Origin of the sequence: Collinsella sp. CLA-ER-H3, from assembly GCF_040092425.1 — a bacterium.
In the GTDB taxonomy this organism is placed as follows: domain Bacteria; phylum Actinomycetota; class Coriobacteriia; order Coriobacteriales; family Coriobacteriaceae; genus Collinsella.
The window spans coordinates 1-25,209 of sequence record NZ_JBBNLP010000012.1; the positions used below are offsets into that span (position 1 = coordinate 1).

Consider the following 25,209-nt stretch of genomic DNA (forward strand, 5'->3'; position numbering starts at 1 on the left):
TTCACTAAATCTCGCCCAGGCCCAGCTTTCCGGAATCCCAAACGGAACCTCGTCCGCGATGCACTTGTCGCTCAGAACGCGTCCCTTAGTGTCCACGTGCTTCTCATAGGGGGAGCCATCGGAACCGGATTGGCTTTCAACTGTATTCGCGACAAGCGTTGTAAAATCTAGTGAGACGAGCATCCCGGTTGCTCCAGCGCTTCGATGCTCTGGTCTTTAGCGTCTTTCGTTCAGTGGGGGACTGACCGCAAGCGGCGTAAACAAGAAAGGGGACAAGCGTAAATGAAAGCAACCGAGGCGAATCTGCTCGACCTTATGGGCGTGGCGAAGATGCAGTTTGTCATTCCCGTGTACCAGCGAGTTTACTCGTGGAGTGTAAAAGAGTGCGAGGTGCTTTGGGATGACGTCATGCGAGCGGGTCGTGATGGCGTATCGCACTTCGTGGGGTCAATGCTTTATATCCCCGAGTCCGAGAGCTCTGCCACGAGCATTTCGCGCGTGCTTCTGATTGACGGACAGCAGCGCATGACGACGTTTTCGTTGATGATTGCAGCTTTGGCTGACTATTTGGAGAGCAACCCCGACAAGGCTGGCTTCCTTGGCGACCTCAAAATCTCGGCGCTGAGGAAAAATTACCTCTTTAACGATGACGACTACAACGGTCTGGCACGCTACAAGCTGGTGCTCTCGCAGGACGATAAAGAGACGCTGTTCTCCATCGTGTCTGGGGCTCCCGTGCCAGATGAAAAATCGGATCGGATTGTCGAGAACCATGCGTTCTTCCGCGAGAAGATGCGTGGTAAATCATTTGACCCGGCAAGGCTTTGGGCGGGGCTAAACCGCGTGCAGGTCATCGACACTAAGCTCACCGCTGGCGTTGATAATGCCCAGCTCATATTTGAGTCCATGAACTCCAAGGGCAAGCCGCTCACGCCCATTGACCTCATCCGTAACTACGTTCTAATGTCGCTTCCCAACGACGAACAGACCAAGCTTTATGAGGGTTATTGGCATCCACTCGAGTGCTTGTTCGGAAAAGGCGGCGAGGACGAGTTCAATGCATTTATCTGGTACTGGCTGTGGCTTAAAGTTCCCAATAGGATGCCGAAGGAGAACGAGGCCTACTACGAGTTTAAGCGCTATTTCGCCGACGACTACGATGGTGACACCGAGGGCCTGCTTAAGGAGCTGCGCGGGTATGCACATAGATACGCCAGTCTGTTCCTTGGTAAGGAGAAGGACGACGGACTGCGCCGAGTGTTCGGCAGAATCGTAAGCCTCGACGTGAAGCAGATAAGGCCCCTCTTAATGTTGCTTTATTCGGTTTACGAGGGGAATGGACTAGACCGCAATGCGTTTTTACGTATCTGCGAGACTATCGAGTCGTTTCTGTTCAGGCGAGCGGTTTGCGGCAGACTTACCACGGGCCTAAATAATTTCTTTGCCGGCATGTATCGCAATCTCGAGCAGCAGGACGATATCGAGGAGTACGTTACGGCGATGCTCCTTATCCACAGCAGCGGTATGACCGCATACTTTCCGACAGACGAGCATTTTGTCGAGGAGTTTAAGGCGCGTGACTGCTACAACCGCTTCTCTAAAAAGCGCTATTACCTGGAACGCATGGAGAACTGGCACCACCCGAAGGAGTCCATCTCAGCCGACGATTACCAGATCGAGCACATCATGCCCCAGACGATTGATGATGAGCACGGCTGGAAGGAATCGCTTGGTGAGAACTGGGAAGACGTCCACGACAGGCTGTGCAACAACTTGGGAAATCTTACGCTGACGGGCTACAACCAGGAGTACTCAAACCGGTCGTTCTCGGACAAGCTCAATCTGCCTGACGTCGGATTTAAGTGCAGCCCGCTCTACCTAAACAAATCGATTGTCTCGCATGAAAAATGGGGTGAGGAAGAGATTGGGCAGCGCGCGGACGAGCTGGCGAAAGAAGCGTGCGAGATATGGAAGTATCCCGACCTTCCGGCAGACGTCGTCGACAAGTACCGTCCTTCTCGTGGGGAGCCTGACGAGGCTCCTGTCTGGACTCTGCATGAGAACCACCCCACCTTTGCCGAAGGTGGGCTCAACCAGAAGCTTTTCGATGAGGTGCGCGAGTCCGTTCTGAGTGGTAACCCTTCGTGGGAGTCCTACATAGCCAAGTACTATGTAGGCTTCAGGTCGGGCAAGCGAAAACTGCATGCCGTGTTAGAAGGTAGGACCAGCAACGGTGGCTGGATTGCCGTCGGCCTGGCAAAGAGCGTGGATGACCTAATTGATCCAGAGGACATGTGCCAGGACAAACGTACGCAGGGTGGATTTGGCCCAGGCCTACCGACCTATGTTGCTCTTCGTAATGCCGATGACATTCCCGCGGTGCTCGATCTTATAAAGCAGTGCTAGGTTAAAGGCCGGGAATCTAATTCCCGGCCCTTGCCATCTCGGAATTGCCGATGGCTTATCTGCCCACCTACACCCCCGCAATCCCGCGCGCCGCGCTCAGCAGCTCGTACTCCCTCTGGCTCCACTGGTGCAGCTCGGCCGCGTGCACGGCGTCGCGACACAGGTCCAGGAACACCTCGGCGCCCTCGCAGAAGCACTCGCGGGCAAAGGCGCCGGATCCGTCCGCAACGCACGCACCGTCGGCAAAAAGCTTCCAGCTGGACGGCTCGCGCGAGCCGTCTCCGAGCAGCTTGATCTGCAGAACATGTGGGCCGCCAGCGGCACATGGCCCTTCTTCCAACGCCTGCACCGTAAAGCGCATCTGGAGGGACAGAGTATAAAATCCGGAAAAGTGTCGAAATAGGCACCTTAAAACTTCGGAAAAGTGTAGCTGGATGACAAAACAGCACTTAGAAGCCGGTGCTGGATGCGGGATCCTGCGGCCGCCTTCAGCTCTCGCTACTCGTCGTCTCCGTCGTTGGGGTCGCCCTTGAGGGTGTTGATGTCCAGGTACTGGTTATCGTTCTCTTTTTGCTGGGTCTCCGACTCCGCTTGGGTGGGGCCGCGGAACAGCTGGAACCCCTCAAACGCAATGACACCGAGCAGGGCAATGATAATGGCGATAAAGGCAACCTTGACTGCCTGCGGAAATTCCGAGAAACGCAGCGCCTTTTCCTCGGCGTAATAATCGGCAAAGCGCTCTTCGCCCGTGCTTTTGGTATACGCCGGCGCGGACGCGGCCTCCGGGTCATATTCCGGTGCAGGCGTGGCGGCGTACGGATCGTTGAGATAATCGCTCGATGCGGTGCCATAGTTCTCGGTCTCGATGCGACCGTTGCCAGCATAGCCATCGGAATAATCGGAATATGCCGCACCGCCCTCATAGTCCGCGGCGCTCGTGTTGGCGGCAAAAAGCGGGTTAACTGGAACGTCGAGCGCCGGCATGCCGGTAGAGGTCTCATCCAGATCGGTTGCAGCCCAGGAATCGTAGGCAACCTGATGGGCAACGGGCTCATCGAGCCTTGTGACCGGAGGCTTGCGTGCCGCAGGAACGGGCAACTGCTGGGCGTTGTACATAACGGTGCTGTCGGCCGATTTGCCCTGCGTCGCCGCAGCGAGAAATGCCGCCGTCTCGGACGGGTCGCTTGCGGGGCGGGGAGCGGTCGTGGGCGCCGAAGTGGGTGCGGGCGTAGGCGCGGGCGTCGGCGCAGATGCGGGCTTAGGCGCAAGTGCGGGATTGGGACTTGACGGGCGAGCCCCGCCGCCCATGAGTTCGTCGGCGGTCCACGGGCGATCATCCATCACGTCGTCAAGGCTCAGCGAAAACAGGTCGTCTTCACTCTCATCGAACATGCGGTGCACATGTCCACCAATTGCCGGAATCAATCCGCGACCGGTGCATGATGCCTTGCTCAACGCCATTCTGTTCCATCCTTTCGAAATACTAATGACATCGATTATATGGAACTTCCCAAGCGGCTCGGTCTTGGATTCGTGCTTTCCAGAACTCGCGCCCAAAAGGGGAGGGGCAATCCAGGCGAGTGCCTACTTGTCGCCGGCCGCCGCCTTGGCCTCATTGAGGTAGCTATAGAAGCTGTACTTGGAGATGCCAAAGAACTCGCAGGCGCGCTCGCTCGACTTGGAAATGAGGAAGGCGCCGCGACGGTCGAGGTAGCCAATGGCACGAATGCGCTCGTCTTTGGTCATGAGTGCCGCGGGCTTGCCCACAAACTGCTCGCACTCGTGCAGCAGGTCCTCGAGCAGGTCGCCGATGTTCTTGGTAATGGGCTCGGGCTCGGTATAGCCCGTGCCGCCGGTGCCGGTAAAGGCGTCGAGCGAACGCTCAAAAGCCTTCATAAGCGTAATGTCAAAGTTGATGCCCAAAATGCCGACGGGCTTGCCCTCGTCGTTGCGGATAAAGATCGTCGACGATTTGAGCAGCTTACCGTCGGTGGTTTTAGTGAGGTACGGCTCGCGGTCGTGTACATCGGTGGCGCCCTCGTGCATGGACTCAAACACGATATGGCTGGGGCCGTCACCCAGTTTGCGCCCGCTGACGTGGCCGTTTTCAATCACTACGATGGAGTGGTCCACGTCATCGGTCTCCAGATCGTGGACGACGATTTCGCAGTTGGGGCCAAATTGGAGCGCCAGGCCGTGTGCAAGGCGCTTATAAAACTCAATCTGTGCGGGGGTCATAGGTGCCTTCCTAAAAATTAGTTTGGGCTCACTGTGCCATAAACCACACATGACCGCAAACAAATCCATCAACAAGGCAATTCATGACCGTTCGGCGGCGAAAAAGTACCGATTGCGGCAACAAACAATTCGTTAGGTATACCAATCAAAAAGTGTGATAGAACATTACTAACAAACTTTTTGTTTGGCATCCACATAAAAGTTCAGCCGTGTGAATGGGATCGGGCTGAAACGCGTATGCGGGGGCCGGCAAGAGAGGACTTAAGGAGTTCACCGTATGGCCGATAAGATCCAGTGGGCGGGCAACACGATGCCCAAGAGCGATGACAAGCGCTTGGGAATCATGAGTCTCGACCACGTGAAGAAGGCCCGTGCCTTCCACCAGTCGTTCCCTCAGTACACCGTCACTCCGCTTGCCCGCCTGGACGGCCAGGCCGCGCGCCTGGGCCTGTCCAACCTGTGCGTTAAGGACGAGAGCTATCGCTTTGGCCTCAACGCCTTTAAGGTCCTGGGCGGCTCGTTTGCCATGGCCAACTACATTGCCGACGAGACCGGCAAGGACGTTGCCGACTGCACCTTCGATTACCTGACCTCCGATCAGCTGGCCGAGGACTTTGGCCAGGCTACCTTCTTTACCGCCACCGACGGCAACCATGGCCGCGGCGTGGCATGGGCTGCCAACAAGCTGGGCCAGAAGGCTGTCGTGCACATGCCCAAGGGTTCCACCAAACCCCGCTTCGATAACATTGCCGCCGAGGGCGCCACGGTGACCATTGAAGAGGTCAACTACGACGAGTGCGTGCGCATGGCCGCCGCCGAGGCCGACGCCTGCGAGCGCGGCGTCATCGTTCAGGACACCGCCTGGGAGGGCTACGAGAAGATCCCGTCCTGGATCATGGAGGGTTACGGCACCATGGCTTCCGAGGCTGCCGAGCAGCTGCGCGAGATGGCCATCAACCGCCCGACGCACGTGTTTGTCCAGGCTGGCGTGGGTTCGCTCGCCGGCGCCGTGGTGGGCTACTTCACCAACCTGTATCCCGATAACCCGCCCACCTTCGTCGTGGTTGAGTGCGCGCCTGCCGCCTGCCTGTACAAGGGCGCTGCCGCCGGCGACGGCGATCCGCGCATCGTGGACGGCGACATGCCCTCCATCATGGCCGGCCTGTGCTGCGGCGAACCCAACATCCTGGGCTGGGATATCCTGCGCAACCACACCACCGCCTTCGTGTCCTGCCCCGACTGGGTCACCGCTCGCGGCATGCGCACCCTGGGCGCTCCCGAGAAGGGCGACCCGCGCGTCATCTCCGGCGAGTCCGGCGCTGTGACCACCGGCCTGGTCGAGACCCTCATGCTCGATCCCGAGTACGCCGAGCTCAAGGAGCTCATCGGCCTGGACAAGACGAGCTCCGTGCTCTGCTTCTCCACCGAGGGCGACACCGATCCCGACCAGTATCGCCGCATTGTTTGGGAAGGCGAATATCCCACTTGCTAATCGTTGGGGCGGAGTAAATAGGTATCGCTCCGCCACCTCACAGGTAGATTCCTTCGTTTGAAAGGTTATGAACAATGGCTAAAGAACTCGATTTCGACGCTATCAAGGCTGCTGCTGAGTCCCACCGTGCTGATATGACGCGTTTTCTTCGCGCAATGATTAGCCATCCCTCTGAGTCCTGCGAGGAGGGTGAGGTTGTTGCCTGCATCAAGGCCGAGATGGAGAGCCTTGGCTATGACGAGGTCAAGGTCGACGGCCTGGGCAACGTCATGGGCTTTATGGGCGAGGGCGACAAGATCATCGCCATCGACTCCCACATCGACACCGTCGGCATCGGCAACATTGAGAACTGGGACGCCGATCCCTATGAGGGCTACGAGACCGACGAGATCATCTACGGCCGCGGCGGCTCTGACCAGGAGGGCGGCATGGCTTCCGCTACCTACGCTGCCAAGATGATGAAGGACATGGGCCTCATCCCCGAGGGTTACAAGATCATGGTCGTCGGCACCGTCCAGGAAGAGGACTGCGACGGCATGTGCTGGCAGTACATCTACAACAAGGACGGCATTAAGCCCGAGTTCGTCATTTCCACCGAGCCCACCGACGGCGGCATCTATCGCGGTCACCGCGGCCGCATGGAGATCCGCGTCGACGTTCACGGCACCTCCTGCCACGGCTCCGCTCCCGACCGCGGCGACAACGCCATCTACAAGATGGCCGACATCATCGCCGACGTCCGCGCTCTCAACAACAACGGCTGCGACGAGTCGACCGACATCAAGGGTCTCGTCAAGATGCTCGACCCCAAGTACAACCCCGAGCACTTCGAGGATGCCCGCTTCCTGGGCCGCGGCACCTGCACCGTCAGCCAGATCTTCTACACCAGTCCCAGTCGCTGCGCTGTCGCTGACTCCTGCGCCATCTCCATCGACCGTCGCATGACCGCCGGTGAGACCTGGGAGTCCTGCCTGGACGAGATCCGCAACCTGCCGGCCGCCAAGAAGTACGGCGACGACGTGAAGGTCTCCATGTACATGTACGACCGTCCGTCCTGGACCGGCGAGGTCTACGAGACCGAGGCTTACTTCCCCACGTGGATCAACAAGGAGACCGCTCCGCACGTCAAGGCCCTCGTCGACGCCCACAAGGCCATGTTTGGTGACGAGCGCATCGGCTGCGAGCCCAGCATGGACAAGCGCACCGGTCGCCCGCTGTGCGACAAGTGGACCTTCTCCACGAACTGCGTTTCCATCCAGGGCCGCTACGGCATCCCCTGCGTGGGCTTTGGCCCGGGTGCCGAGTCTCAGGCTCACGCTCCCAACGAGGTCACCTACAAGGACGACCTGGTCACCGCTGCCGCCATGTACGTGGCTGCCCTGAACCTCTACGATCCGAGCCAGGCCGATGGCGATGCCACCGTGTTCCGCGCCGGTCTGACCAACAACAAGATCGATTAGTCCCATTCCTCGATTTTGTTGAGCCGGGGGCCGCTCGTGTCCCCGGCACCCCCTGTTGACTTGGGGCCCGCGGTCGTTATCTCCCATGCTTCCTCAACGGTGGCGGGTCCTCGTCATGGTGCTCTGCATGTTCTAGCCACACGCGCATGCCGGAACACATCTACTCATTGCGATCGTTTCATCTTTAGAAAGGACATTTCCATGGACGCTAAGTTTACCGAGCTCGTCGAGCAACTGAACGGCCTCGATTTTAAGGGTATGTACGGCAGCGATTTCCTGCACACCTGGGACAAGACCACCGATGAGCTCAAGGCTCTCTACATCGTCGCCGACGCCCTGCGCGAGCTGCGCGAGAACAACGTTTCGTCCAAGATTTTCGACTCGGGCCTGGCCGTCTCCCTGTTCCGCGACAACTCCACCCGTACGCGCTTCTCCTTCTCTAAGGCCGCCAACCTGCTCGGCCTTGAGCTGCAGGACCTGGACGAGAAGAAGTCCCAGATCGCCCACGGCGAGACCGTCCGCGAGACCGCTACCATGATCTCCTTCATGGCCGACGTCATCGGCATCCGCGACGACATGTACATCGGCAAGGGCGACGCCTACATGGCCGAGGTCTCCGAGTCCGTGCAGCAGGCCTACGAGGACGGCGTTCTGGATCACCGTCCCACGCTCATCTCCCTGCAGTCCGATTCCGACCACCCCACGCAGTCCTCTGCCGACATGCTCTACCTCATCAACGAGTTTGGCGGCCTCGAGAACCTCAAGGGCAAGAAGGTTGCCGTCACCTGGGCCTATTCGCCCTCTTACGGCAAGCCGCTGTCCTGCCCGCAGTCGCTGATCAGCCTGCTGCCCCGCTTTGGCATGGACGTCACCCTGGCCCACCCCGAGGGCTACGACCTCATGCCCGAGGTCGTCGAGCGCGCCAAGGGCTACGCCGCCGAGTCCGGCACCACCTTTAAGCAGGTCAACACCATGGCCGAGGCCTTCGAGGGCGCCGACATCGTGATCCCCAAGAGCTGGGCTCCGTTTGCCGCCATGGAGAAGCGCACCAACCTGTACGCCGAGGGCGACGACGCCGGCATCGCAGCGCTCGAGAAGGAACTGCTCGCCCAGAACGCTACGCATCAGGATTGGTGCTCCACGACCGAGCTCATGGAGAAGACCGCCAACGGCCAGGACACCATCTTTATGCACCCGCTGCCCGCCGACATCTCCGGTGTCTCCTGCGAGCACGGCGAGGTTAACGCCGACGTCTTCGACATGCACCGCGTGGGCATGTACAAGGAGGCCAGCTACAAGCCGTACGCCATCGCTGCCATGATGTTCCTGCAGAAGGTTGCCGATCCCGCCGCTACCCTCAAGGCCCTCGACGAGCGTAACACCGCCCGTTGGCTCCAGGCCTAAAGCCGGGCTGAGGTAAGCCATGTAAAGGGGGCGCTCTGCCAACCGGCGGGGTGCCCCCTTTTTGCATCGTGGGCGTGCGGGATAAGCGCTTTCGATGTGGATGCCCGCGGCGCGAGTTATGGGTACGATGGTTTCAGGGGAGGTATCACCATGAAACTTGGATGCGTCATTATGGCTTCGGGCGAGGGCAAGCGGTTTGGCTCTAACAAGATGCTTGCCGATATCTATGGCGAGCCGCTGATTGCCCGGACCATCGATTCGGTTCCCCGGGGCTTTGACGTCGTGGTTTCGACGCGTTGGCCCGAGGTCGCCCAGATTTGCGAGGACAAGCATTGCCCGTGCGTGCTGCACGATGGCGAGCTGCGCAGCGAAAGCGTCCGTGCGGGCCTTTCGTGGGGAGTCGAACGCAACTGGAAAGGTTGCCTCTTTTTGCCGGGCGACCAGCCGCTCGTGAGTTCGGATTCTTTTGAGGCTATGGTTCGTGCATTTGACGAGTGTGGCCGCAAGCATCCGGTGCGTCTTGCGTGCAACGGTGAGCCTTCGAGCCCGGTGCTCTTTCCGGCGGAACTGTTCGATGCACTCATGTGTCTTGAGGGCAAGGACGGCGGCGGTTCGATCCTCAAGGACCGTACCGACGTGGTGCTGGTCGAGGCGCGTGCCTACGAGCTGTGGGACGTCGATACCGCCAAGGGACAGCAACGCATAACGGAGCATATCGCCGCCTGCTCGTATTTTGATCGCGTGGCCAACTGCATCAATCAATAAGGAGCAATTATGATCATCATCAAAAACGGCGCGCTCGTGACGCCTCGGGGGCTTCGCCGCGCCGATCTTGCCATGGAGGGCGACAAGATTGTGCGGATTGCCGCGGCGATTGAGCCGGGCGAGGACGATACCGTCCAGGACGCCACAGACTGTTGGGTGTTCCCGGGCTTTATCGACGGCCACACGCACATGCAGTGCTGGACCGGCATGGATTGGACAGCCGATAGCTTTGAGACCGGCACGCGCGCGGCTGCCTGCGGTGGCACCACGACCATCGTGGACTACGCCACGGCCGACCGCGGCGTGACCATGCCCGATGCCCTTGCCGAGTGGCACCACCGCGCCGACGGCACCTGCACGGCAAACTACGCTTTTCATATGGCACTCGCCGAGTGGAACGAGCGCAACCGCGCCGATCTTTCGGCCATGCGCGAGGCGGGCGTATCGTCGTTCAAGACCTACTTTGCCTACGATCATCTGCGCCTGGACGATGCCGAGACGCTCGAGGTGCTCGAGGAGCTCAAGCGTATTGGCGGCATACTGTGCGTGCATTGCGAGAACGGTACGCTGGTGAATGAGCTGCAGAAGCGCGTGTTTGAGCAGGGCATCCACGGGCCCGAGGGCCATGCGCTCAGCCGTCCGGATGTGTGCGAGGCCGAGGCCGTGAGCCGTCTGCTGTATCTGGCGCACTTGGCCGGGGACGCTCCGGTCAACGTGGTGCACCTTTCGACCAGGCTGGGGCTCGAGGCCATTCGCGCTGCCAAAGCGCGCGGGCAGAAGAACATCTATGTCGAGACCTGCCCTCAGTATCTGATGCTCGACGATACTTGCTACTTGGAGCAGGGCGAGGACGGCTTTGCGGGTGCCAAGTACGTGATGAGCCCGCCGCTGCGCCATGCCGGCGACCGTGCAGCCCTGCGCGAGGCGCTTGTGGACGGCGAGATCGATACTATTGCGACCGATCATTGCAGCTTTAACCTGCACGGGCAAAAGGACCGCGGGCGCGACGACTTCCGCGCGATTCCCAACGGCGGGCCCGGTGTGGAGCATCGCCCCGTCGCGATCGCTACGAGCTTTGAGGGACAGCTGGGTCCCGAGGATCTGTGCCGTTTGATGAGCGAGAACCCGGCGCGCGTGTTTGGCATGTATCCGCGCAAGGGCTGTCTTGCCGAGGGCTCCGATGCCGACGTGTGCGTGTGGGATCCGTGCGCGCGTTGGACGATCAGCGCCGCGACACAGCATCAGGCCGTGGACTACACGCCGCTCGAGGGCTTTGAGGCACATGGCCGCGCCAAGGCCGTGTTTGTGAACGGCGTGCTGGTGGCGCGCGATGGCGAGCCCACCGGAGCCCAGCCCGGTCGCTACGTGCCTCGCTAGCAGCAAAGATGCCATGTCCCCTCCGCAGTTGCGGTGAAATACGGACTGTTTGCGGCCGTCATACGGCCAAACAGTCCGTATTTCACCGCAACTGACGAGATGGGGCCGGCTACTTGAGGCTGGTGGCGATGAGGGGGCGGCCGAGGGCTGCCTCGAAGCGGTCGGCCATCGTGGGGTCGCTGAGCGTGTCGACTTGGTTGAGCATGACGCGTGCGGTGCTGAGTTTAAGCGCCTGCATCTCGGAATTGAGCACCTGGGCGACGCGCTCGGGCGTGGCGATGTCGGTGAGCTCGCAGCCGCAACGCTCGCAAAAGAGCTCAGGGCGGTGGACGGCTTCGTTGATGGGCTTGCTGAGTCCCGAGGCTCCGACGAGCCAGATGACGTTGGCCGTGCCGGCGGGAACGACCGGCTCCCACGGGGCGTGCGCCTTGAGCGGGAGCCGCTTGCTGCCGTCCGCCTCGGCCAGGACGTAGTCAAAGCGCTGCGCCAGCTGGTCGAGCGGCTCGGCAGGGGAGGAGAGCTTGCCCGTCTGGGGGTCCAAGACGCCTGCCTGGCAGATGCTTCCCCGCACAAGCCCCGCGCAGGCCTCGCAGGTGCAGCCTGGGGCGTGTGGGGCACCTGGCTTCCAAGGCGCGGCGTCCAGGCGACGGCTCGACCCGTCCCATGGCACGCCGGCGACGGGGAACATGCGCGTGGTGGTGCAGAGGAGCACCCTGCCGCCAGCGCGCATGAGCTCGAGACCCAGCGCCTTCAGCAAGGTCGACTTGCCACCGCTGCCGATAATCGCGGTAATGCCCGGCTCGATCCTGAGCGCCGAGGCAAGATTGCCGCTAACCGTTTCCATCTGTTCACCGCCGTATAATACTGTGATAATAAATAATCATCAGAGTAGCGGTCGAACCGCTTTTGCTCTGCTCAAACCGTAGCACAGGGAGGTGCCCCGGGAATGCTCGTTTATGTTCGCGGCGCCGGCGATATCGCCACGGGTGTCGCCGCTCGCTTGGTGCGCGCCGGCGTGTCGGTCGTTATGGCCGATATCGCGGTTCCCACGTGCATCCGCCGCACAATCAGTTTTTGCGAGGCTATTCGCCTGGGCGAGGTCCAGGTCGAGGGCATTCGCGCTCGCTTGGCGCAGACGCCGGCAGAGGCGCTCGAGATTACCCAAGCGGGGGATGTTGCCGTCGTGGTGGACCCTCAGGCCAAGATGCTCGGCGAGCTGAAACCCGCTGCCGTGGTCGACGCGATTCTGGCTAAGCGCAACCTGGGTACCACGCGCGACATGGCGCCTGCCGTCATCGCCGTGGGGCCGGGCTTTACCGCGCCGGTTGACTGCGACGCCGTGGTCGAAACCATGCGCGGGCATTTCCTGGGCCGTGTCATTACCCAGGGTTCGCCCCAACCCAACACGGGCGTGCCGGGCATTATCGCTGGCTATGGCAGAGAGCGCGTTATCCACAGCCCCGCCGCCGGCGTGTTTCGGTCCGACCGCGCGATCGGCGACATCGTGAGCGCCGGAGACGTGATTGGCTACGCGGGCGATTCGCCCATGTGCACGCAGATCGATGGCTGTCTGCGCGGGCTTTTGGCGAACGGCGTGCAGGTGACCGAGGGCTTTAAATGCGCCGATGTCGATCCGCGCGGCGATGCCAGCTATATCAACTACATTTCGGACAAGGCGACGTCGGTCGGCGGCGGCGTGCTCGAGGCACTCGCTATGCTCACCGATATCTTTAGAGGATAGAAGGCGGCAATGGAAAAGCTCGATGTTGTGAATGCGGCGCTTGTCGCCCTGCGTGCTGGCGAGACGTGCGAGCTCGTGGTCGTGGCCGGCACGGCGGGGTCGTCGCCGCGCGGCGTGGGCGCCTGGATGGCCGTCTTTGCCGACGGTAGCCAGGCGGGCACCATCGGCGGCGGCAAGATCGAGCTTTTTGCGCTGGACGAGGCGCGAGAGCTGCTGGCCGCGGGGCAATCGCGTCTGGTCCGCTACACCATGGGCGGCGAGAACTCCGATACCGGTATGATCTGCGGCGGAGCCATCTGCCTGTGCTATCTGCATCTGGATGCGATCCAGGCACAGTTGTTCCAGGAAATTGCCGACGTCTTGACGTATCGACGTATCGGCGACTTCGTCATCGACTTTGAGCCGTTTATCGCAAGCGCGCTCGAAAGCGACGCTACTGAATACCATGGCGAGGAATCGCGCCGCACCATTGCGGGTTGCCCCGGGCTTTCGCTGGTGGAGGAGGGGAGTAAGGTTACCTATACAAACGCCGCCTCCGAGATTCCTCCCGCGCACATCGAGACGCTCTGCCCCGAGGGCCTGACCTATATCTTTGGCTGCGGCCACGTGGGCGCCGCGACGGCGCGGGTGCTCACGGCGGCGGGCTTTGCCGTCGTGGCGTGCGACGACCGCCCCGGCACGCTGACCCCCGATTGGGTGCCCGGTGTCTACGATCGTCGCTTGGTCGATTACAAGAACCTGAGCGAGCTGTGCCCCATCGGCCCGCGCGACCTGGTGGTCGTCGCCACGGCGGGTCACAAGTCCGATATCGACGTGGTGATTCAGGCCATGCGCGCCAAGCCTGCCTACCTGGGCTGTCTGGGCTCGCGCCGCAAGACGGCCTTTGTGCGTGCCCGCCTGGAGCAGGAAGGCTTTACGCAGGACCAGATCGACGAGCTGCACCTTCCGATCGGCGTTGCCATCGAGGCCGAGGACCCCGATGAGATCGCCATCTCCATCGCCGCCGAGATGATCCACCTGCGCCGCACCAAACTCGTCCCCCGCAAGCGCTAATCGCATCCCCACCAATAAGTTGCGGTGAAATACGGACTGTTTAAGCCGTTTAGGCCGCCAAACAGTCCCTATTTCACCGCAACTGCTTTTTGGGATCCATTTGTGCGGGGGAGTTGTGGAGTTGTGCAGGCAGACGAGGTTTTTCTGGAAATACGCACCCAATACGCGTATAGTACCGATTGTTTTGTCGGCTCCTGCTGCGTCGAGTCCAAACCGCAAAATGCCATGAGCGGTGCGGATGCAGTCAGGAGGCACGAGGACAACCCACCGTGGCCACGCCCCGTGCTTAAAACCCCAAGAAGGAGTGAACAATGGCAGAAGAGAAGTATGTGCCGCGTCTGAAGACCAAGTACAACAACGAGGTCAAGCAGCAGCTTCAGGACAAGTTCCAGTACGAGAACGTCATGATGATCCCCAAGTTTGAGAAGATCGTCGTGAACATGGGTGTCGGCGAGGCCGCTACCGATTCCAAGGCCATCGACGGTGCCGTGCGCGACCTGCGCGCCATCACCGGCCAGCAGCCGATGATCACCCGTGCCCGTAAGTCCATCGCTACCTTCCGCCTGCGCGCTGGTATGCCGATCGGCTGCAAGGTTACCCTGCGTGGCGACCGTATGTGGGAGTTCTTCGATCGTCTGACCTCCGTCGCGATCCCCCGTATCCGCGACTTCCGCGGCATCTCCGCCAAGAGCTTCGACGGCCGTGGTAACTTCTCCATGGGCGTCACCGAGCAGCTCATCTTCCCCGAGATCGACTTCGATTCCGTCGATCACCAGCGTGGTATGGACATCACTTTCGTGACCACCGCCAACACCGATGAGGAGGCCAAGGCCCTTCTGGACGCCTTCGGTTTCCCGTTCAAGAAATAGGTTCACCTGCCCTAAAAGCGCCGTTTCCACAAGGGAGCGGCGCTTGGGGCGAACAATACTCTATGTGAGGAGGATATAAGTGGCTAAGACATCGATGATCGTCAAGTGCAATCGCAAGCAGAAGTTCTCTACTCGTGAGTACACGCGCTGCCAGCGCTGCGGCCGTCCGCACTCTGTGTACCGCAAGTTCGGCCTGTGCCGTGTCTGCTTCCGTGAGCTTGCACTCAAGGGCGAGCTTCCCGGCGTTAAGAAGGCCAGCTGGTAAGTCACTACCAGCGTTTCAAGCATCCGTTTGGAACAGGGAAAACGCGCTAGTTAGGCTTTGCCGTTAAGGGCGGCGAAGAACCAAGAGCACGTGTTCATCAAGAACGAAGGAGAATCTGTATGAACCTTACAGACCCGATCGCAGATATGCTTACGCGCATCCGTAACGCTAACTCTGTGAACAAGGCCACGGTCTCCATGCCGAGCAGCAAGAAGCTCGTCGAGATCGCTCGTGTTCTGCACGAGGAGGGCTACATCGAGGGCTACGATGTCGAGGACACCGTTCCCCAGAAGACTCTGCACATCACGCTTAAGTATGGTCCCAAGAAGGCTAAGGTCATCAACGGCATCCGCCGCATTTCCAAGCCGGGCCTGCGTAAGTACACCGGCGTTGCCGACATGCCCCGCGTCCGCGGTGGCCTTGGTACCGCCATTATTTCCACCAGCCATGGCGTCATGACCGACCGCGATGCTCGCAAGCACAACGTCGGCGGCGAGATCATCGCTTACGTCTGGTAATTCGCTCGGTAGGTAGAAGGAAAGGAGATCACCGTGTCTCGTATCGGTAATAAGCCTGTCCAGATTCCCGCCGGAGTCGAAGTGGCAGTCAACGGCAACAACGTTGTCGTCAAGGGCCCCAAGGGCCAGCTCGAGCTCGATGTCTTTGAGAAGCTCGCTATCAACGTCGAGGACAACGTCCTCACCGTTTCCCGTCCCGACGACGAGCGTGAGACCCGTGCCCGCCACGGCCTCACCCGCGCCCTCATCCACAACATGGTTGTCGGCGTTTCCGAGGGCTTCGAGAAGAAGCTCGAGCTCGCCGGCGTCGGTTACCGCGTGCAGCAGAAGGGTAAGAACCTCGAGTTCTCCCTGGGCTTCTCGCACCCCGTGATCGTCGAGGCTCCCGAGGGCATTACCTTCGAGGTTCCCGACAACACCCACGTGAACGTCAAGGGTATCAACAAGCAGCAGGTCGGTCAGATCGCCGCTGAGATCCGCGGTCATCGTCCTCCCGAGCCTTACAAGGGCAAGGGTATCCACTATGTTGGCGAGCACATCCGCCGCAAGCTGGGTAAGGCCGCCAAGTAGTCGTAACCGACTCACTCGCATAAGACCAGCACCCCGTCAGGTGCTGGCAAGATCAACCTTTTTAGGAGTTTACGTATGAACAAGCATAAGGCGAAGCTGGAAGGCCTCAAGCGTCGTCAGCGTCGTGTTCGCGGCAAGGTCTCGGGTACCGCCGAGCGTCCGCGTCTTCGCGTGACCCGTACTAACGCCAACATCTATGCCCAGATCATCGACGACAGCAAGGGCTCCAGCCTGACGCTCGTCTCTGCCTCGACCCTCGAGGCCGAGTTCAAGGGCACCCACACCTCGAACAAGGAGGCTGCGGAGAAGGTCGGTCAGCTCGTTGGCAAGCGCGCCATCGAGGCCGGCATCACCAAGGTCGCCTTCGATCGTGGTGGCCGTATCTACCATGGCCGCGTCAAGGCCCTCGCCGACGGTGCTCGTGCCGCCGGTCTCGAGTTCTAGGAGGTATGTAGCACATGGCTCGTAATCAGAAGCAGCAGCGCGAGGCCTCCGAGTTCGAGGAGCGCGTCGTTTACATCAACCGCGTGTCGAAGACCGTCAAGGGTGGTCGTCGCATGAGCCTCGTCGCTCTCGTCGTCGTTGGCGACGGCAAGGGCAACGTTGGCGTTGGCATGGGCAAGTCCGCTGAGGTGCCCATGGCCATCTCCAAGGCATCTCTCGATGCCAAGAAGAACATGTTCCACGTGCCGGTGACCGAGCAGGGCACCATCCCGCACGAGGTTCTCGGCCACTTTGGTGCCGGCCGCATCATCATCAAGCCCGCTGTCGAGGGTACCGGCGTTATCGCCGGCGGCGCTGTGCGTCCCCTCTTTGAGCTTGCTGGCATCAAGAACGTCCTGTCCAAGTCCCTCGGTACCGACAACGGCCTCAACATCATCAAGGCTGCCGTCGAGGGCCTCAAGGAGCTCTCCAGCCCTGAGGACGTCGCGGCTCGCCGTGGCCTGACGGTCTCCGAGATGTTCGTCGGTAAGGAGAACTAAGCATGGCTGACACCATCAAGATCAAGCAGGTCCGCAGCACCAACGGTTGCAAGCAGGACCAGGTCCGTACTGTCCGTGCCCTCGGTCTCCACAGGATCCGCGAGGTTCGCGAGATTGCTGACAACGAGTCCGTCCGCGGCATGATCTTCAAGGTCAAGCACCTTGTCGAGATTGTAGAGGAGTAGCAAATGCAGCTTCACGATCTTACTCCCGCGCCCGGTTCCACCAAGAACCGCAAGCGCGTCGGCCGTGGCAATTCTTCGGGTCACGGCACCACTTCTGGCCGCGGTCAGAAGGGCCAGGGTTCCCGCTCTGGTGGCACCAAGGGTGCCGGCTTCGAGGGTGGCCAGACTCCGCTGGCTATGCGCCTGCCCAAGCTTCCGGGCTTCCGTAACCCCCGTCGTATCGAGTACACCGCTGTTAACGTTGAGCGTCTCGAGCGCAAGTTCGAGGACGGCGCTGTGATCGACGGTGCCGCTCTTAAGGCCGCTCGCATCACCAAGAGCGAGTTCGAGCCCGTCAAGGTGCTCGGCAATGGTGAGCTCACCAAGAAGTTCACGGTCAAGGTCGACAAGGTCAGCGCTTCTGCGCAGGCCAAGATCGAGGCCGCCGGCGGAAAGGTCGAGCTGCCGTGCTAAATGGTCTTAAGAATGCTTTCCGCATCAAAGAATTGCGCGAAAAGATTCTTTTTACCATAGCTATGCTCGTCGTGTACCGCATTGGTGCGCACGTTCCTGTGCCCGGCATTCCCTTCCAGGGGATGCTGGGCCTTTTCTCGACCGATAACAATTCGGTCGCCGCAGGTGCTATGGCCCTCCTGAATCTTTTCTCTGGCGGCGCGTTGAGCTATGTGTCGGTGTTTTCGCTGGGCATCATGCCTTACATCACCAGCTCGATCATCCTCCAGATGCTCCAGGCCGTCGTGCCTTCCCTGCATGAGCTTGCCCGCGAGGGCGAGGTCGGTCAGACCAAGATTACGCAGTATTCGCGTTACCTCACCCTTGCTCTGGCAATCCTCAACTCCGTGGGTTACCTCTTCCTCTTTAAGAGCTTCGGCATCAGCTTCAATGGCGCCGGCGCTCCCGAGATCATCTTCGACCTCATGATCGTCGGTACGCTCACCGCGGGCGCCATGCTGATCATGTGGATTGGTGAGCTCATCACCCAGCGCGGTATCGGCAATGGCATGTCGCTGATCATCTTCGCGAACATCATGGCCGGTCTGCCGCAGGCTATCTTCTCCAGCACCGAGGGCAATGCCGGTGGCATCATCACCATGGTGATCATCTGCGCCATCATCCTGCTGGTTATCCCGCTGATTGTTTTCCTTGAGCGCGGCCAGCGCCGCATCCCGGTCTCCTACGCTAAGCGCGTCGTGGGCCGTCGCATGATGGGTGGCCAGACCACCTACCTGCCCATCAAGGTCAACACCGCGGGTGTCGTGCCGATCATCTTCGCTTCGGCGCTGCTGTACTTCCCGGCTCAGATTGCCGTGTTCTTCCCCGGCATCGGCTGGATTCAGGCAGTTGCCTCCGCGCTTTCGACCGGTTGGCTCAACTGGGTGCTTAACGTTGTCCTCATCGTGTTCTTCGCGTACTTCTACACCTCCATGGTGTTCAACCCCGATGACACGGCCGATAACCTTAAGAAGCAGGGCGGCTTTATTCCGGGCGTCCGTCCGGGTAGGGCTACCGCGGCCTACATCAAGAACGCGCTCAACAAGATCACGCTTCCCAGCGCTGTCTTTTTGGCGCTCATCGCCATCGTGCCTTCGATCATCTTCTCCTTCACGGGTAACCATCTGATTCAGGCATTTGGCGGCACGTCCATCCTCATCATGGTCGGCGTCGTGCTCGACACGGTCGATAAGCTCGAAGGCCAGATCAAGATGTATGATTACGATGGATTCTTTAAATAGGCTAGAGGAGGATTGCTCATGAACCTCGTATTGCTCGGAGCTCCGGGTGCCGGTAAGGGCACCGTCGCACAGGAGCTCGTCGCCGAGTTTGGCGTCGCCCATATTTCCACGGGCGACCTGCTGCGTGCTGCCGTCAAGAGTGGCACCGAGCTTGGTATTCAGGCTAAGAAGTACATGGACGCTGGCGAGCTCGTTCCCGACCAGCTCGTGATCGACCTTGTCAAGGAGCGCCTTGCCGCCGATGACGCCCAGCAGGGCTTCATCCTCGACGGCTTCCCGCGCAACACCGCCCAGGCTGTGACGCTCGATTCCGAGCTCTCCGCCATGGGTCGCGAGATCGACTGCGCCCTTCTGGTCGACGTGGCCCCCGAGGTCATCATCGACCGTCTGTCTTCGCGTCGCACCTGCCGCGCCTGCGGTTACACCGGCACCGCTGCCGATGCTACCTGCCCCAAGTGTGGTGGCGAGATGTATCAGCGCGACGACGACAAGCCCGAGACCATTAAGAACCGTCTCGACGTCTACGAGAAGTCCACGAGCCCGCTCGTTGACTACTATCGTGGCCAGGGTCTGCTCAAGTCGGTCAACGGTGACCAGGCTCGCGAGACCGTGTACGGGGATGTCAAAGAGGCTCTCGGTCTATGATCAAGATTAAGTCTGCAACGCAAATCGAGCAGATGAAGAAGGCAGGAGCGCTATCTAAGATGGCGCTCCGCCACGTTGGAGCCATGGTGCGCCCCGGCGTTTCGACTTTTGAGCTCGATCAGCTCGCGGAGCAGATTATCCGCATGCATGGCGGCACCCCGGCCTTTAAGGGTTATGGCGGGTTCCCGGGGACCATTTGCGCATCGATCAACGATGCCGTGGTCCACGGTATTCCCAACCCCGACATGATCCTGCGCGATGGCGATATCATCTCCATCGATACGGGAGCCGTTGTCGACGGTTGGGTCGGCGATAACGCTTGGACGTTTTTCGTCGGCACCCCCACGCCCGAAGCCAAGGCTTTGTGCGAGGTCACGCGTGATTGCCTTAAGGCTGCCATCGAGCAGGCTGTTCCCGGTAACCATATCGGGGACGTCGGTTATGCCGTTCAGTTCCTCGCCGAGTCTCACGGTTACGGCGTGCTTCGTGATTATGTGGGCCATGGCATTGGCCGCGTGATGCACGAGGACCCCAATGTTCCTAACTATGGAAAGAAGGGGAGGGGCGTTCGCCTCCAGGCCGGCATGGTCATTGCCATCGAGCCGATGGTTACGATGGGTTCCAACCATGTGAGCACGGGCTCCGACGGTTGGATTGTTACGACCAACGATCACCTGCCCGCCGCGCACTACGAGAACACCGTCGCCATTACCAATGACGGTCCGGTGATTCTCACCACGGATGCCCAAGGTGCTTGGTGTTCCTTGCAAGGCGGTGAAATGTAAAAGTCGCCGCCCCCTGATGCCCAACCTCGCCTTTCAATTTCGAAGGCATGACCCCAAGGTCTATGCCTTCTCATTTCAAGGCGATCTTGGGCATCAGGGAACGGCTTTGTTTTACATTTCAAATGTAACAAGTTCCACTTAGTTGTGGAGCCATTACGAAGTTATTACAATGCGTGCATACGTGTTGTAGAATACTCAATCGCTGTCGTTTTCTAGAGAAAGATGATTGCTTGTGAAGAAGGAAGACGCAATTGAGCTCGAGGGTACGGTAAAGGAACCGTTGCCCAACGCCATGTTTAAGGTCGAGCTCGAGAACGGTCATTCGGTTCTGTGCAACATTTCTGGCAAGATCCGAATGAATTACATCCGTATTCTCCCCGGTGACAGGGTTGTCGTGGAGCTTTCCCCGTACGACCTGACCCGCGGCCGCATCACCTATCGCTACAAATAGCGGCACGCATACACGCACTCCATTTCCGACTGCAGGCTTAGCTCAACCTACGGTCGGATTGTGTGTGAAGACCAGCCATAGTTTTAAACGCCTGCGGCTGGGCGAGTAGATAGTAGGGAAGTAGTTTGAGCGCTACCGAAAGGAAGAACGATGAAGGTACGTCCTTCGGTCAAGAAGATGTGCGATAAGTGCAAAATCATTAGGCGCCATGGCAAGGTCCTCGTCATTTGCGAGAACCCCCGTCATAAGCAGCGTCAGGGTTAAGAGAGGAGACTACGTTGGCCCGTATTAATGGTGTCGACCTCCCGCGTGAGAAGCGCGTTGAGATCGGTCTGACCTACATTTACGGCATCGGCCGCACCACTGCGACGAAGATTTGCGTCGAGTGCAACGTTAACGTGGATACGCGCGTTAAGGACCTCACCGAGGATGAGGTTAACGCCATCCGCGATTATATCGATAAGAACCAGATCATGGTTGAGGGCGACCTCCGCCGTGAGCGCAACCAGAACGTCAAGCGCCTTATGGACATCGGCTGCAACCGCGGCCTTCGTCACCGCAAGGGCCTCCCGGTCCGCGGCCAGCGCACCCACACTAACGCTCGTACCCGCAAGGGCCCGAAGCGTCAGATCGGTGCTAAGAAGAAGAAATAAGGAGCGCTAGATAGATGGCTACTGCTAAGAAGAACGTTCGCGCTGCCCGTCTGAAGCGCGCGGACCGTAAGAACATTTCCGTGGGCCAGGCTCACATTCGTTCTACGTTCAACAACACGATCGTTTCGATCACCGATCCCCAGGGCAACGTCATTTCCTGGAAGTCGGCTGGCCAGGTGGGCTTCAAGGGCTCCCGTAAGTCCACGCCGTTCGCTGCCCAGATGGCTGCCGAGGCTGCTGCCAAGCAGGCCATGGAGCACGGTATGAAGAAGGTTTCCGTCTTCGTCAAGGGCCCCGGCTCCGGTCGTGAGACCGCCATCCGCTCCCTCCAGGCTGCTGGCCTCGAGGTCTCGAGCATCCAGGACAAGACCCCCATCCCGCACAACGGCTGCCGCCCCAAGAAGCGTCGCCGCGTGTAACTGAAAGGATCGTATCAATATGGCAATCGACAGGACTCCTGTTCTTAAGCGCTGCCGTCAGCTCGGGATCGATCCCGCTGAGCTCGGTTACAGCAGCAAGAAGGAATCTATCCGTCAGCCCAAGCGCCGTCGCAAGGAATCTGAGTACGGCATGCAGCTGCGTGAGAAGCAGAAGGTCAAGTTCATCTATGGCGTTCTGGAGAAGCAGTTCCACGGCTACTTCAATAAGGCCCGCAAGATGAACGGCGTCACCGGTGAGAACCTCATGATTATCCTTGAGTCTCGCCTCGACAACGTCGTCTTCCGTCTTGGCTTCGCCCGCACCCGCAAAGAGGCTCGTCAGTCCGTCCGTCACGGTCACTTCACCGTGAACGGCAAGCGCGTGGACATCCCGTCCTATCGCGTCAAGGCCGGCGACGTCGTCGCTGTCGGCGAGAAGTTCCGTGACCTCCTCCCCATCAAGGAGGCTCTGATTTCCTCCGAGCGCTTTGAGGTCCCTGGCTGGCTCGAGGTCGATATCGAGAAGCTGTCTGGTAACGTGCTCGCTCTGCCGACGCGTGAGCAGATCAGCGGTGATATCAACGAGCAGCTCATCGTCGAGCTCTACTCTAAGTAGTCCATCCGGGCTGCTGAGGCTGGAGGTAATACATGTCAGAATTCATTAGGCCTCAGGTTCAGGTCGAAGAGATCAACGAGACGTCTGCTCGTGTCTCCGTCGAGCCGCTCGAGCGTGGCTACGGCGATACGCTGGGTAACTCCCTTCGTCGCGTACTTCTGTCCTCGCTCGAGGGTGCCGCCGTCGAGGCTATTCAGATCGATGGTGCGCAGCACGAGTTCATGACCATCCCTAACATGGTCGAGGATGTCACCGACATCGTCCTGAATGTCAAGGGTCTTGTCTTCAGGGCTCTCGGCACGACCGACGAGGCGACCGCCACCATCTCGGTTGACGGCCCCTGCGAGGTCACCGGTGCGGACTTCTTTATTCCGTCCGAGTTTGAGCTGGTCAACCCCGAGCAGCACATTGCTACGCTCACCGAGGGTGGCCATCTCACCATGAGCATGCGCATCGGCTATGGCCGCGGCTATGTTTCTGGCGAGGCCAACAAGCGCGACAACGATCCCATCGGTGTGATCCACGTCGACTCGCTGTACTCGCCGGTTTCCCGTTGCGCCAAGCTCGTTGAGGCTTGCCGTGTCGGTCAGCACACCGACTACGACCGCCTTGTCCTCGAGATCGAGACCAACGGCTCCATCGCCCCGCGCGACGCCGTGGTCCAGGCTGCCAATATCATCAACCAGCATATGGCCGCCTTTATGAACCTTGCCGAGACCCCCGAGGTCGAGGAGGAGGCTTCGATCTTCGCTCCCGAGGTCACCAACGACAACGCCGAGCTGGACAAGCAAATCGAGGATTTGGACCTTTCCGTCCGTTCCTACAACTGCCTTAAGCGCGCCAGCATTCACTCGGTCCGTCAGCTCGTTGAGTTCTCGGAGAACGATCTGCTCAACATCCGTAACTTCGGTGTTAAGTCGATCGAGGAAGTGAAGGACAAGCTTGAGTCCATGGGCCTGAGCCTGAAGGCTTAATGCTTCGCATATTTGAGGAGAAACTAGACCATGCGTCACAACGTTAAGAAGGGCCTGAAGCTCGGCACCGATGCGAGCCACACCAAGGCCATGAAGAAGAGCCTTGCTAAGGCCCTCTTCGAGAACGACCGCATCAAGACCACCGAGACCCGCGCTAAGGCGCTGCGTTCGGTCGTCGATCCGATCATCACCTGGGCCAAGAAGGGCGACCTGCACTCTCGTCGTCTGGCTATCGCCAAGCTCGGCGATAAGCAGCTCGTTGCCGAGATTTTCGACAAGGCTGCCCAGGGTATGTGGCAGGACCGCAACGGCGGTTACACCCGCATCATGAAGCTCGGTAACCGCAAGGGCGACAACGCTCCCATCGTTATCATGGAGCTCGTCACCGAGCCTTGCACGCCTAAGGCCAAGAAGGCTGCTCCGGCCCCCAAGAAGGCCGCTGCTCCCAAGAAGGTCGAGGCTGCCGAGGAGGCTCCTGCTGAGGAGACCGCTGAGTAGACAATCCGTCTGCATAGGCTATATTCGAGGGGTACGTTCGCGTACCCCTCTTTTTTTATCGAAATGCCATTGCCTGTTTGTTGGGAGCGCCCATGACCGCGCCGTCTGATTTCAATTCGATTCCTGAGCTCGATGCCACGCTCGTTTTCCGCGTGGCCTACGATGGCTCGTCCTACAGCGGCTTTGCCGAGCAGCCCGGTCAGACGACGGTTGCGGGCGAGTTGCGCCGCGCTATCGAGACGCTCCTGCGCCGCCCGATCGACCTGACGTGTGCGGGGCGTACCGATGCCGGCGTGCATGCGGTGGCACAGTTCATCAGCGTGCCCGTAACGGACGCTGAGTTGGCTTTGACGCGCCGTAGGTGGCTGAGGGCTATGGATGCCCTCCTGCCCAAAGATATCGCCATAAACGAGGTCTACAAGGCCCGTAAAGGCTTTTCTGCACGCTTTGATGCGCGTTCCCGTACGTATACGTACCGTATTGCCGATCGCGACGCGCGCCCTGTGCTTTCGCGCGGTGCGGTGTGGTGGCACCGCTACCCATTGGATGTTGAGGCGATGTCTGCGGCCTGTCCCGCGCTGCTGGGCGAGCAGGACTTCAAGAGCTTTTGCAAGGTGGCGTCTGCCGTTGGCAAGCCCACGCATCGCTGCGTGATGCGTGCCGAGTTTGGCCATGAGGTTGCGTTTGGCGAGGACATCCTGACGTTTACCATCGAGGGCAATGCGTTTCTGCATTCGATGGTCCGCACGATCGTGGGCACGCTTGTCGAGATTGGCATGCATCGCCGTGAACCCGAGTGGATGCGCGAGGTCATCGATGCTTGCGACCGTACCGCTGCGGGCCCCACGGCTCCTGCCTGCGGCCTTACGTTTATGGGCGTGGATTACGATCCCGCCGAGCTTATCGTGCTCGACTAGGGGAGGGCTCGACGCGTCGTGCGTCGACACCTGTCATCTGTGGGCTGCGCGTGTGCAACATCTGTTCTTGGCGTGCAATACAACCGGTGTCTCATTGCTTTTATTGCCGGGGTGTACCATGAACGACAGTTTGATTCACTGCTGTCGAGAGGACGGATAACTTGGTTCGACGTGGCTCGCATCCGCGACTTT

Annotated in this window: 31 protein-coding genes; 27 read left to right on the forward strand and 4 right to left on the reverse strand. The window is 59.9% G+C overall.

Annotated features, from left to right (window positions below; translation table 11 throughout):
* The first annotated feature begins 282 nt into the window (after positions 1–282).
* The gene (locus AAAX32_RS09190) at positions 283–2,406 is read left to right on the forward strand and encodes a DUF262 and DUF1524 domain-containing protein (RefSeq protein WP_006235248.1); all 2,124 of its coding nucleotides are present in this window, start codon (positions 283–285) and stop codon (positions 2,404–2,406) included.
* Between the two features lie 67 nt (positions 2,407–2,473).
* Here the strand turns inward: AAAX32_RS09190 and AAAX32_RS09195 are convergent, their stop codons facing one another.
* The 3 genes from AAAX32_RS09195 to AAAX32_RS09205 all read right to left on the reverse strand — a co-directional run bounded on the left by AAAX32_RS09195 (position 2,474) and on the right by AAAX32_RS09205 (position 4,644).
* Positions 2,474–2,746, reverse strand: coding sequence for a hypothetical protein (locus tag AAAX32_RS09195; protein WP_147293056.1), 273 nt, complete (start codon positions 2,744–2,746; stop codon positions 2,474–2,476).
* 158 nt (positions 2,747–2,904) lie between these two features.
* The gene (locus AAAX32_RS09200) at positions 2,905–3,867 is read right to left on the reverse strand and encodes a hypothetical protein (RefSeq protein ID WP_161156949.1); all 963 of its coding nucleotides are present in this window, start codon (positions 3,865–3,867) and stop codon (positions 2,905–2,907) included.
* 123 nt (positions 3,868–3,990) lie between these two features.
* Positions 3,991–4,644, reverse strand: a complete 654-nt coding sequence (locus AAAX32_RS09205; RefSeq protein ID WP_040359230.1) for a helix-turn-helix transcriptional regulator — start codon at positions 4,642–4,644, stop codon at positions 3,991–3,993.
* A 277-nt stretch (positions 4,645–4,921) separates the two neighbouring features.
* On the opposite strand from AAAX32_RS09205, the gene dpaL reads away from it, so the two are divergent.
* The 5 genes from dpaL to hydA all read left to right on the forward strand — a co-directional run bounded on the left by dpaL (position 4,922) and on the right by hydA (position 11,142).
* Positions 4,922–6,136, forward strand: a complete 1,215-nt coding sequence (dpaL, locus tag AAAX32_RS09210; protein ID WP_349100643.1) for a diaminopropionate ammonia-lyase — start codon at positions 4,922–4,924, stop codon at positions 6,134–6,136.
* Positions 6,137–6,210: 74 nt separating this feature from the next.
* Positions 6,211–7,596 carry a YgeY family selenium metabolism-linked hydrolase gene (locus AAAX32_RS09215; RefSeq protein WP_055252228.1) on the forward strand — a complete coding sequence of 462 codons (1,386 nt, stop codon included), beginning with the start codon at positions 6,211–6,213 and terminating at the stop codon, positions 7,594–7,596.
* A gap of 201 nt (positions 7,597–7,797) precedes the next feature.
* Positions 7,798–9,000 carry a knotted carbamoyltransferase YgeW gene (gene ygeW / locus AAAX32_RS09220; RefSeq protein WP_055287465.1) on the forward strand — a complete coding sequence of 401 codons (1,203 nt, stop codon included), beginning with the start codon at positions 7,798–7,800 and terminating at the stop codon, positions 8,998–9,000.
* 150 nt (positions 9,001–9,150) lie between these two features.
* Positions 9,151–9,765 (forward strand): nucleotidyltransferase family protein, encoded by a 615-nt coding sequence (locus tag AAAX32_RS09225; RefSeq protein WP_217108051.1) that lies wholly within the window; start codon positions 9,151–9,153, stop codon positions 9,763–9,765.
* A 9-nt stretch (positions 9,766–9,774) separates the two neighbouring features.
* Complete coding sequence (hydA, locus tag AAAX32_RS09230) at positions 9,775–11,142, forward strand: dihydropyrimidinase (RefSeq protein ID WP_217108050.1); 1,368 nt, start codon at positions 9,775–9,777, stop codon at positions 11,140–11,142.
* A 109-nt stretch (positions 11,143–11,251) separates the two neighbouring features.
* On the opposite strand, the gene yqeC is transcribed toward hydA, so the two are convergent.
* On the reverse strand, positions 11,252–11,986 hold the full coding sequence (yqeC, locus tag AAAX32_RS09235) for a selenium cofactor biosynthesis protein YqeC (protein WP_217108049.1): 735 nt from the start codon (positions 11,984–11,986) through the stop codon (positions 11,252–11,254).
* A gap of 102 nt (positions 11,987–12,088) precedes the next feature.
* Between yqeC and yqeB the strand changes: the two genes are divergently transcribed.
* From yqeB to truA, 21 genes are all read left to right on the forward strand, one after another.
* Entirely contained in the window at positions 12,089–12,883 is a 795-nt protein-coding gene (gene yqeB / locus AAAX32_RS09240; RefSeq protein ID WP_217108048.1) for a selenium-dependent molybdenum cofactor biosynthesis protein YqeB, read from the forward strand.
* Positions 12,884–12,892: 9 nt separating this feature from the next.
* Positions 12,893–13,936 (forward strand): XdhC family protein, encoded by a 1,044-nt coding sequence (locus AAAX32_RS09245; RefSeq protein ID WP_347479571.1) that lies wholly within the window; start codon positions 12,893–12,895, stop codon positions 13,934–13,936.
* A 311-nt stretch (positions 13,937–14,247) separates the two neighbouring features.
* On the forward strand, positions 14,248–14,805 hold the full coding sequence (rplE, locus tag AAAX32_RS09250) for a 50S ribosomal protein L5 (protein ID WP_006235260.1): 558 nt from the start codon (positions 14,248–14,250) through the stop codon (positions 14,803–14,805).
* A 79-nt stretch (positions 14,806–14,884) separates the two neighbouring features.
* On the forward strand, positions 14,885–15,070 hold the full coding sequence (locus AAAX32_RS09255) for a type Z 30S ribosomal protein S14 (protein WP_022094280.1): 186 nt from the start codon (positions 14,885–14,887) through the stop codon (positions 15,068–15,070).
* Positions 15,071–15,189: 119 nt separating this feature from the next.
* Positions 15,190–15,588, forward strand: a complete 399-nt coding sequence (gene rpsH, locus AAAX32_RS09260; RefSeq protein WP_006235262.1) for a 30S ribosomal protein S8 — start codon at positions 15,190–15,192, stop codon at positions 15,586–15,588.
* Positions 15,589–15,621: 33 nt separating this feature from the next.
* Positions 15,622–16,158 (forward strand): 50S ribosomal protein L6, encoded by a 537-nt coding sequence (rplF, locus tag AAAX32_RS09265; RefSeq protein WP_006235263.1) that lies wholly within the window; start codon positions 15,622–15,624, stop codon positions 16,156–16,158.
* A 75-nt stretch (positions 16,159–16,233) separates the two neighbouring features.
* Complete coding sequence (gene rplR, locus AAAX32_RS09270) at positions 16,234–16,602, forward strand: 50S ribosomal protein L18 (protein WP_055252235.1); 369 nt, start codon at positions 16,234–16,236, stop codon at positions 16,600–16,602.
* 14 nt (positions 16,603–16,616) lie between these two features.
* Complete coding sequence (rpsE, locus tag AAAX32_RS09275) at positions 16,617–17,141, forward strand: 30S ribosomal protein S5 (protein ID WP_006235265.1); 525 nt, start codon at positions 16,617–16,619, stop codon at positions 17,139–17,141.
* A 2-nt stretch (positions 17,142–17,143) separates the two neighbouring features.
* The gene (gene rpmD, locus AAAX32_RS09280; protein WP_006235266.1) at positions 17,144–17,326 is read left to right on the forward strand and encodes a 50S ribosomal protein L30; all 183 of its coding nucleotides are present in this window, start codon (positions 17,144–17,146) and stop codon (positions 17,324–17,326) included.
* Positions 17,327–17,329: 3 nt separating this feature from the next.
* The gene (gene rplO, locus AAAX32_RS09285; protein ID WP_006235267.1) at positions 17,330–17,779 is read left to right on the forward strand and encodes a 50S ribosomal protein L15; all 450 of its coding nucleotides are present in this window, start codon (positions 17,330–17,332) and stop codon (positions 17,777–17,779) included.
* A complete protein-coding gene (secY, locus tag AAAX32_RS09290; protein ID WP_035137447.1) occupies positions 17,773–19,059 on the forward strand; it encodes a preprotein translocase subunit SecY in 1,287 nt (428 codons plus the stop codon). Before rplO ends, secY begins: the two co-directional genes overlap by 7 nt.
* An 18-nt stretch (positions 19,060–19,077) precedes the next feature.
* Positions 19,078–19,704 (forward strand): adenylate kinase, encoded by a 627-nt coding sequence (locus AAAX32_RS09295; RefSeq protein ID WP_161192216.1) that lies wholly within the window; start codon positions 19,078–19,080, stop codon positions 19,702–19,704.
* A complete protein-coding gene (gene map / locus AAAX32_RS09300) occupies positions 19,701–20,489 on the forward strand; it encodes a type I methionyl aminopeptidase (protein WP_161156850.1) in 789 nt (262 codons plus the stop codon). Before AAAX32_RS09295 ends, map begins: the two co-directional genes overlap by 4 nt.
* Before the next feature lie 232 nt (positions 20,490–20,721).
* The gene (gene infA / locus AAAX32_RS09305) at positions 20,722–20,940 is read left to right on the forward strand and encodes a translation initiation factor IF-1 (protein WP_035137443.1); all 219 of its coding nucleotides are present in this window, start codon (positions 20,722–20,724) and stop codon (positions 20,938–20,940) included.
* Positions 20,941–21,090: 150 nt separating this feature from the next.
* A complete protein-coding gene (gene rpmJ / locus AAAX32_RS09310; RefSeq protein WP_006363204.1) occupies positions 21,091–21,204 on the forward strand; it encodes a 50S ribosomal protein L36 in 114 nt (37 codons plus the stop codon).
* Between the two features lie 14 nt (positions 21,205–21,218).
* Positions 21,219–21,593 carry a 30S ribosomal protein S13 gene (gene rpsM / locus AAAX32_RS09315; protein WP_022094275.1) on the forward strand — a complete coding sequence of 125 codons (375 nt, stop codon included), beginning with the start codon at positions 21,219–21,221 and terminating at the stop codon, positions 21,591–21,593.
* Positions 21,594–21,607: 14 nt separating this feature from the next.
* Positions 21,608–22,012, forward strand: coding sequence for a 30S ribosomal protein S11 (gene rpsK / locus AAAX32_RS09320; RefSeq protein WP_006235274.1), 405 nt, complete (start codon positions 21,608–21,610; stop codon positions 22,010–22,012).
* 19 nt (positions 22,013–22,031) lie between these two features.
* The gene (rpsD, locus tag AAAX32_RS09325) at positions 22,032–22,628 is read left to right on the forward strand and encodes a 30S ribosomal protein S4 (RefSeq protein WP_006235275.1); all 597 of its coding nucleotides are present in this window, start codon (positions 22,032–22,034) and stop codon (positions 22,626–22,628) included.
* Positions 22,629–22,660: 32 nt separating this feature from the next.
* Positions 22,661–23,602 carry a DNA-directed RNA polymerase subunit alpha gene (locus AAAX32_RS09330; RefSeq protein WP_006235276.1) on the forward strand — a complete coding sequence of 314 codons (942 nt, stop codon included), beginning with the start codon at positions 22,661–22,663 and terminating at the stop codon, positions 23,600–23,602.
* A gap of 30 nt (positions 23,603–23,632) precedes the next feature.
* Positions 23,633–24,100 (forward strand): 50S ribosomal protein L17, encoded by a 468-nt coding sequence (gene rplQ, locus AAAX32_RS09335; protein WP_055287451.1) that lies wholly within the window; start codon positions 23,633–23,635, stop codon positions 24,098–24,100.
* Between the two features lie 92 nt (positions 24,101–24,192).
* Positions 24,193–25,017, forward strand: a complete 825-nt coding sequence (truA, locus tag AAAX32_RS09340; RefSeq protein WP_161156848.1) for a tRNA pseudouridine(38-40) synthase TruA — start codon at positions 24,193–24,195, stop codon at positions 25,015–25,017.
* The last annotated feature ends 192 nt before the right edge of the window (positions 25,018–25,209 follow it).

Bases quoted from the DNA above. Each gene is read 5' to 3' on its own strand.
- hydA (WP_217108050.1), top strand. From the start codon at position 9,775: ATGATCATCATCAAAAACGGCGCGCTCGTGACGCCTCGGGGGCTTCGC.
- map (WP_161156850.1), top strand. From the start codon at position 19,701: ATGATCAAGATTAAGTCTGCAACGCAAATCGAGCAGATGAAGAAGGCA.
- AAAX32_RS09225 (WP_217108051.1), top strand. From the start codon at position 9,151: ATGAAACTTGGATGCGTCATTATGGCTTCGGGCGAGGGCAAGCGGTTT.
- rpmJ (WP_006363204.1), top strand. From the start codon at position 21,091: ATGAAGGTACGTCCTTCGGTCAAGAAGATGTGCGATAAGTGCAAAATC.
- dpaL (WP_349100643.1), top strand. From the start codon at position 4,922: ATGGCCGATAAGATCCAGTGGGCGGGCAACACGATGCCCAAGAGCGAT.
- AAAX32_RS09295 (WP_161192216.1), top strand. From the start codon at position 19,078: ATGAACCTCGTATTGCTCGGAGCTCCGGGTGCCGGTAAGGGCACCGTC.
- AAAX32_RS09205 (WP_040359230.1), bottom strand. From the start codon at position 4,644: ATGACCCCCGCACAGATTGAGTTTTATAAGCGCCTTGCACACGGCCTG.
- truA (WP_161156848.1), top strand. From the start codon at position 24,193: ATGACCGCGCCGTCTGATTTCAATTCGATTCCTGAGCTCGATGCCACG.
- AAAX32_RS09190 (WP_006235248.1), top strand. From the start codon at position 283: ATGAAAGCAACCGAGGCGAATCTGCTCGACCTTATGGGCGTGGCGAAG.
- rpsE (WP_006235265.1), top strand. From the start codon at position 16,617: ATGGCTCGTAATCAGAAGCAGCAGCGCGAGGCCTCCGAGTTCGAGGAG.
- rplO (WP_006235267.1), top strand. From the start codon at position 17,330: ATGCAGCTTCACGATCTTACTCCCGCGCCCGGTTCCACCAAGAACCGC.
- AAAX32_RS09200 (WP_161156949.1), bottom strand. From the start codon at position 3,867: ATGGCGTTGAGCAAGGCATCATGCACCGGTCGCGGATTGATTCCGGCA.
- yqeB (WP_217108048.1), top strand. From the start codon at position 12,089: ATGCTCGTTTATGTTCGCGGCGCCGGCGATATCGCCACGGGTGTCGCC.
- yqeC (WP_217108049.1), bottom strand. From the start codon at position 11,986: ATGGAAACGGTTAGCGGCAATCTTGCCTCGGCGCTCAGGATCGAGCCG.
- rpmD (WP_006235266.1), top strand. From the start codon at position 17,144: ATGGCTGACACCATCAAGATCAAGCAGGTCCGCAGCACCAACGGTTGC.
- ygeW (WP_055287465.1), top strand. From the start codon at position 7,798: ATGGACGCTAAGTTTACCGAGCTCGTCGAGCAACTGAACGGCCTCGAT.
- rpsH (WP_006235262.1), top strand. From the start codon at position 15,190: ATGAACCTTACAGACCCGATCGCAGATATGCTTACGCGCATCCGTAAC.
- AAAX32_RS09215 (WP_055252228.1), top strand. From the start codon at position 6,211: ATGGCTAAAGAACTCGATTTCGACGCTATCAAGGCTGCTGCTGAGTCC.
- rpsD (WP_006235275.1), top strand. From the start codon at position 22,032: ATGGCAATCGACAGGACTCCTGTTCTTAAGCGCTGCCGTCAGCTCGGG.
- rplE (WP_006235260.1), top strand. From the start codon at position 14,248: ATGGCAGAAGAGAAGTATGTGCCGCGTCTGAAGACCAAGTACAACAAC.
- rplR (WP_055252235.1), top strand. From the start codon at position 16,234: ATGAACAAGCATAAGGCGAAGCTGGAAGGCCTCAAGCGTCGTCAGCGT.
- rpsK (WP_006235274.1), top strand. From the start codon at position 21,608: ATGGCTACTGCTAAGAAGAACGTTCGCGCTGCCCGTCTGAAGCGCGCG.
- AAAX32_RS09330 (WP_006235276.1), top strand. From the start codon at position 22,661: ATGTCAGAATTCATTAGGCCTCAGGTTCAGGTCGAAGAGATCAACGAG.
- AAAX32_RS09245 (WP_347479571.1), top strand. From the start codon at position 12,893: ATGGAAAAGCTCGATGTTGTGAATGCGGCGCTTGTCGCCCTGCGTGCT.
- rplQ (WP_055287451.1), top strand. From the start codon at position 23,633: ATGCGTCACAACGTTAAGAAGGGCCTGAAGCTCGGCACCGATGCGAGC.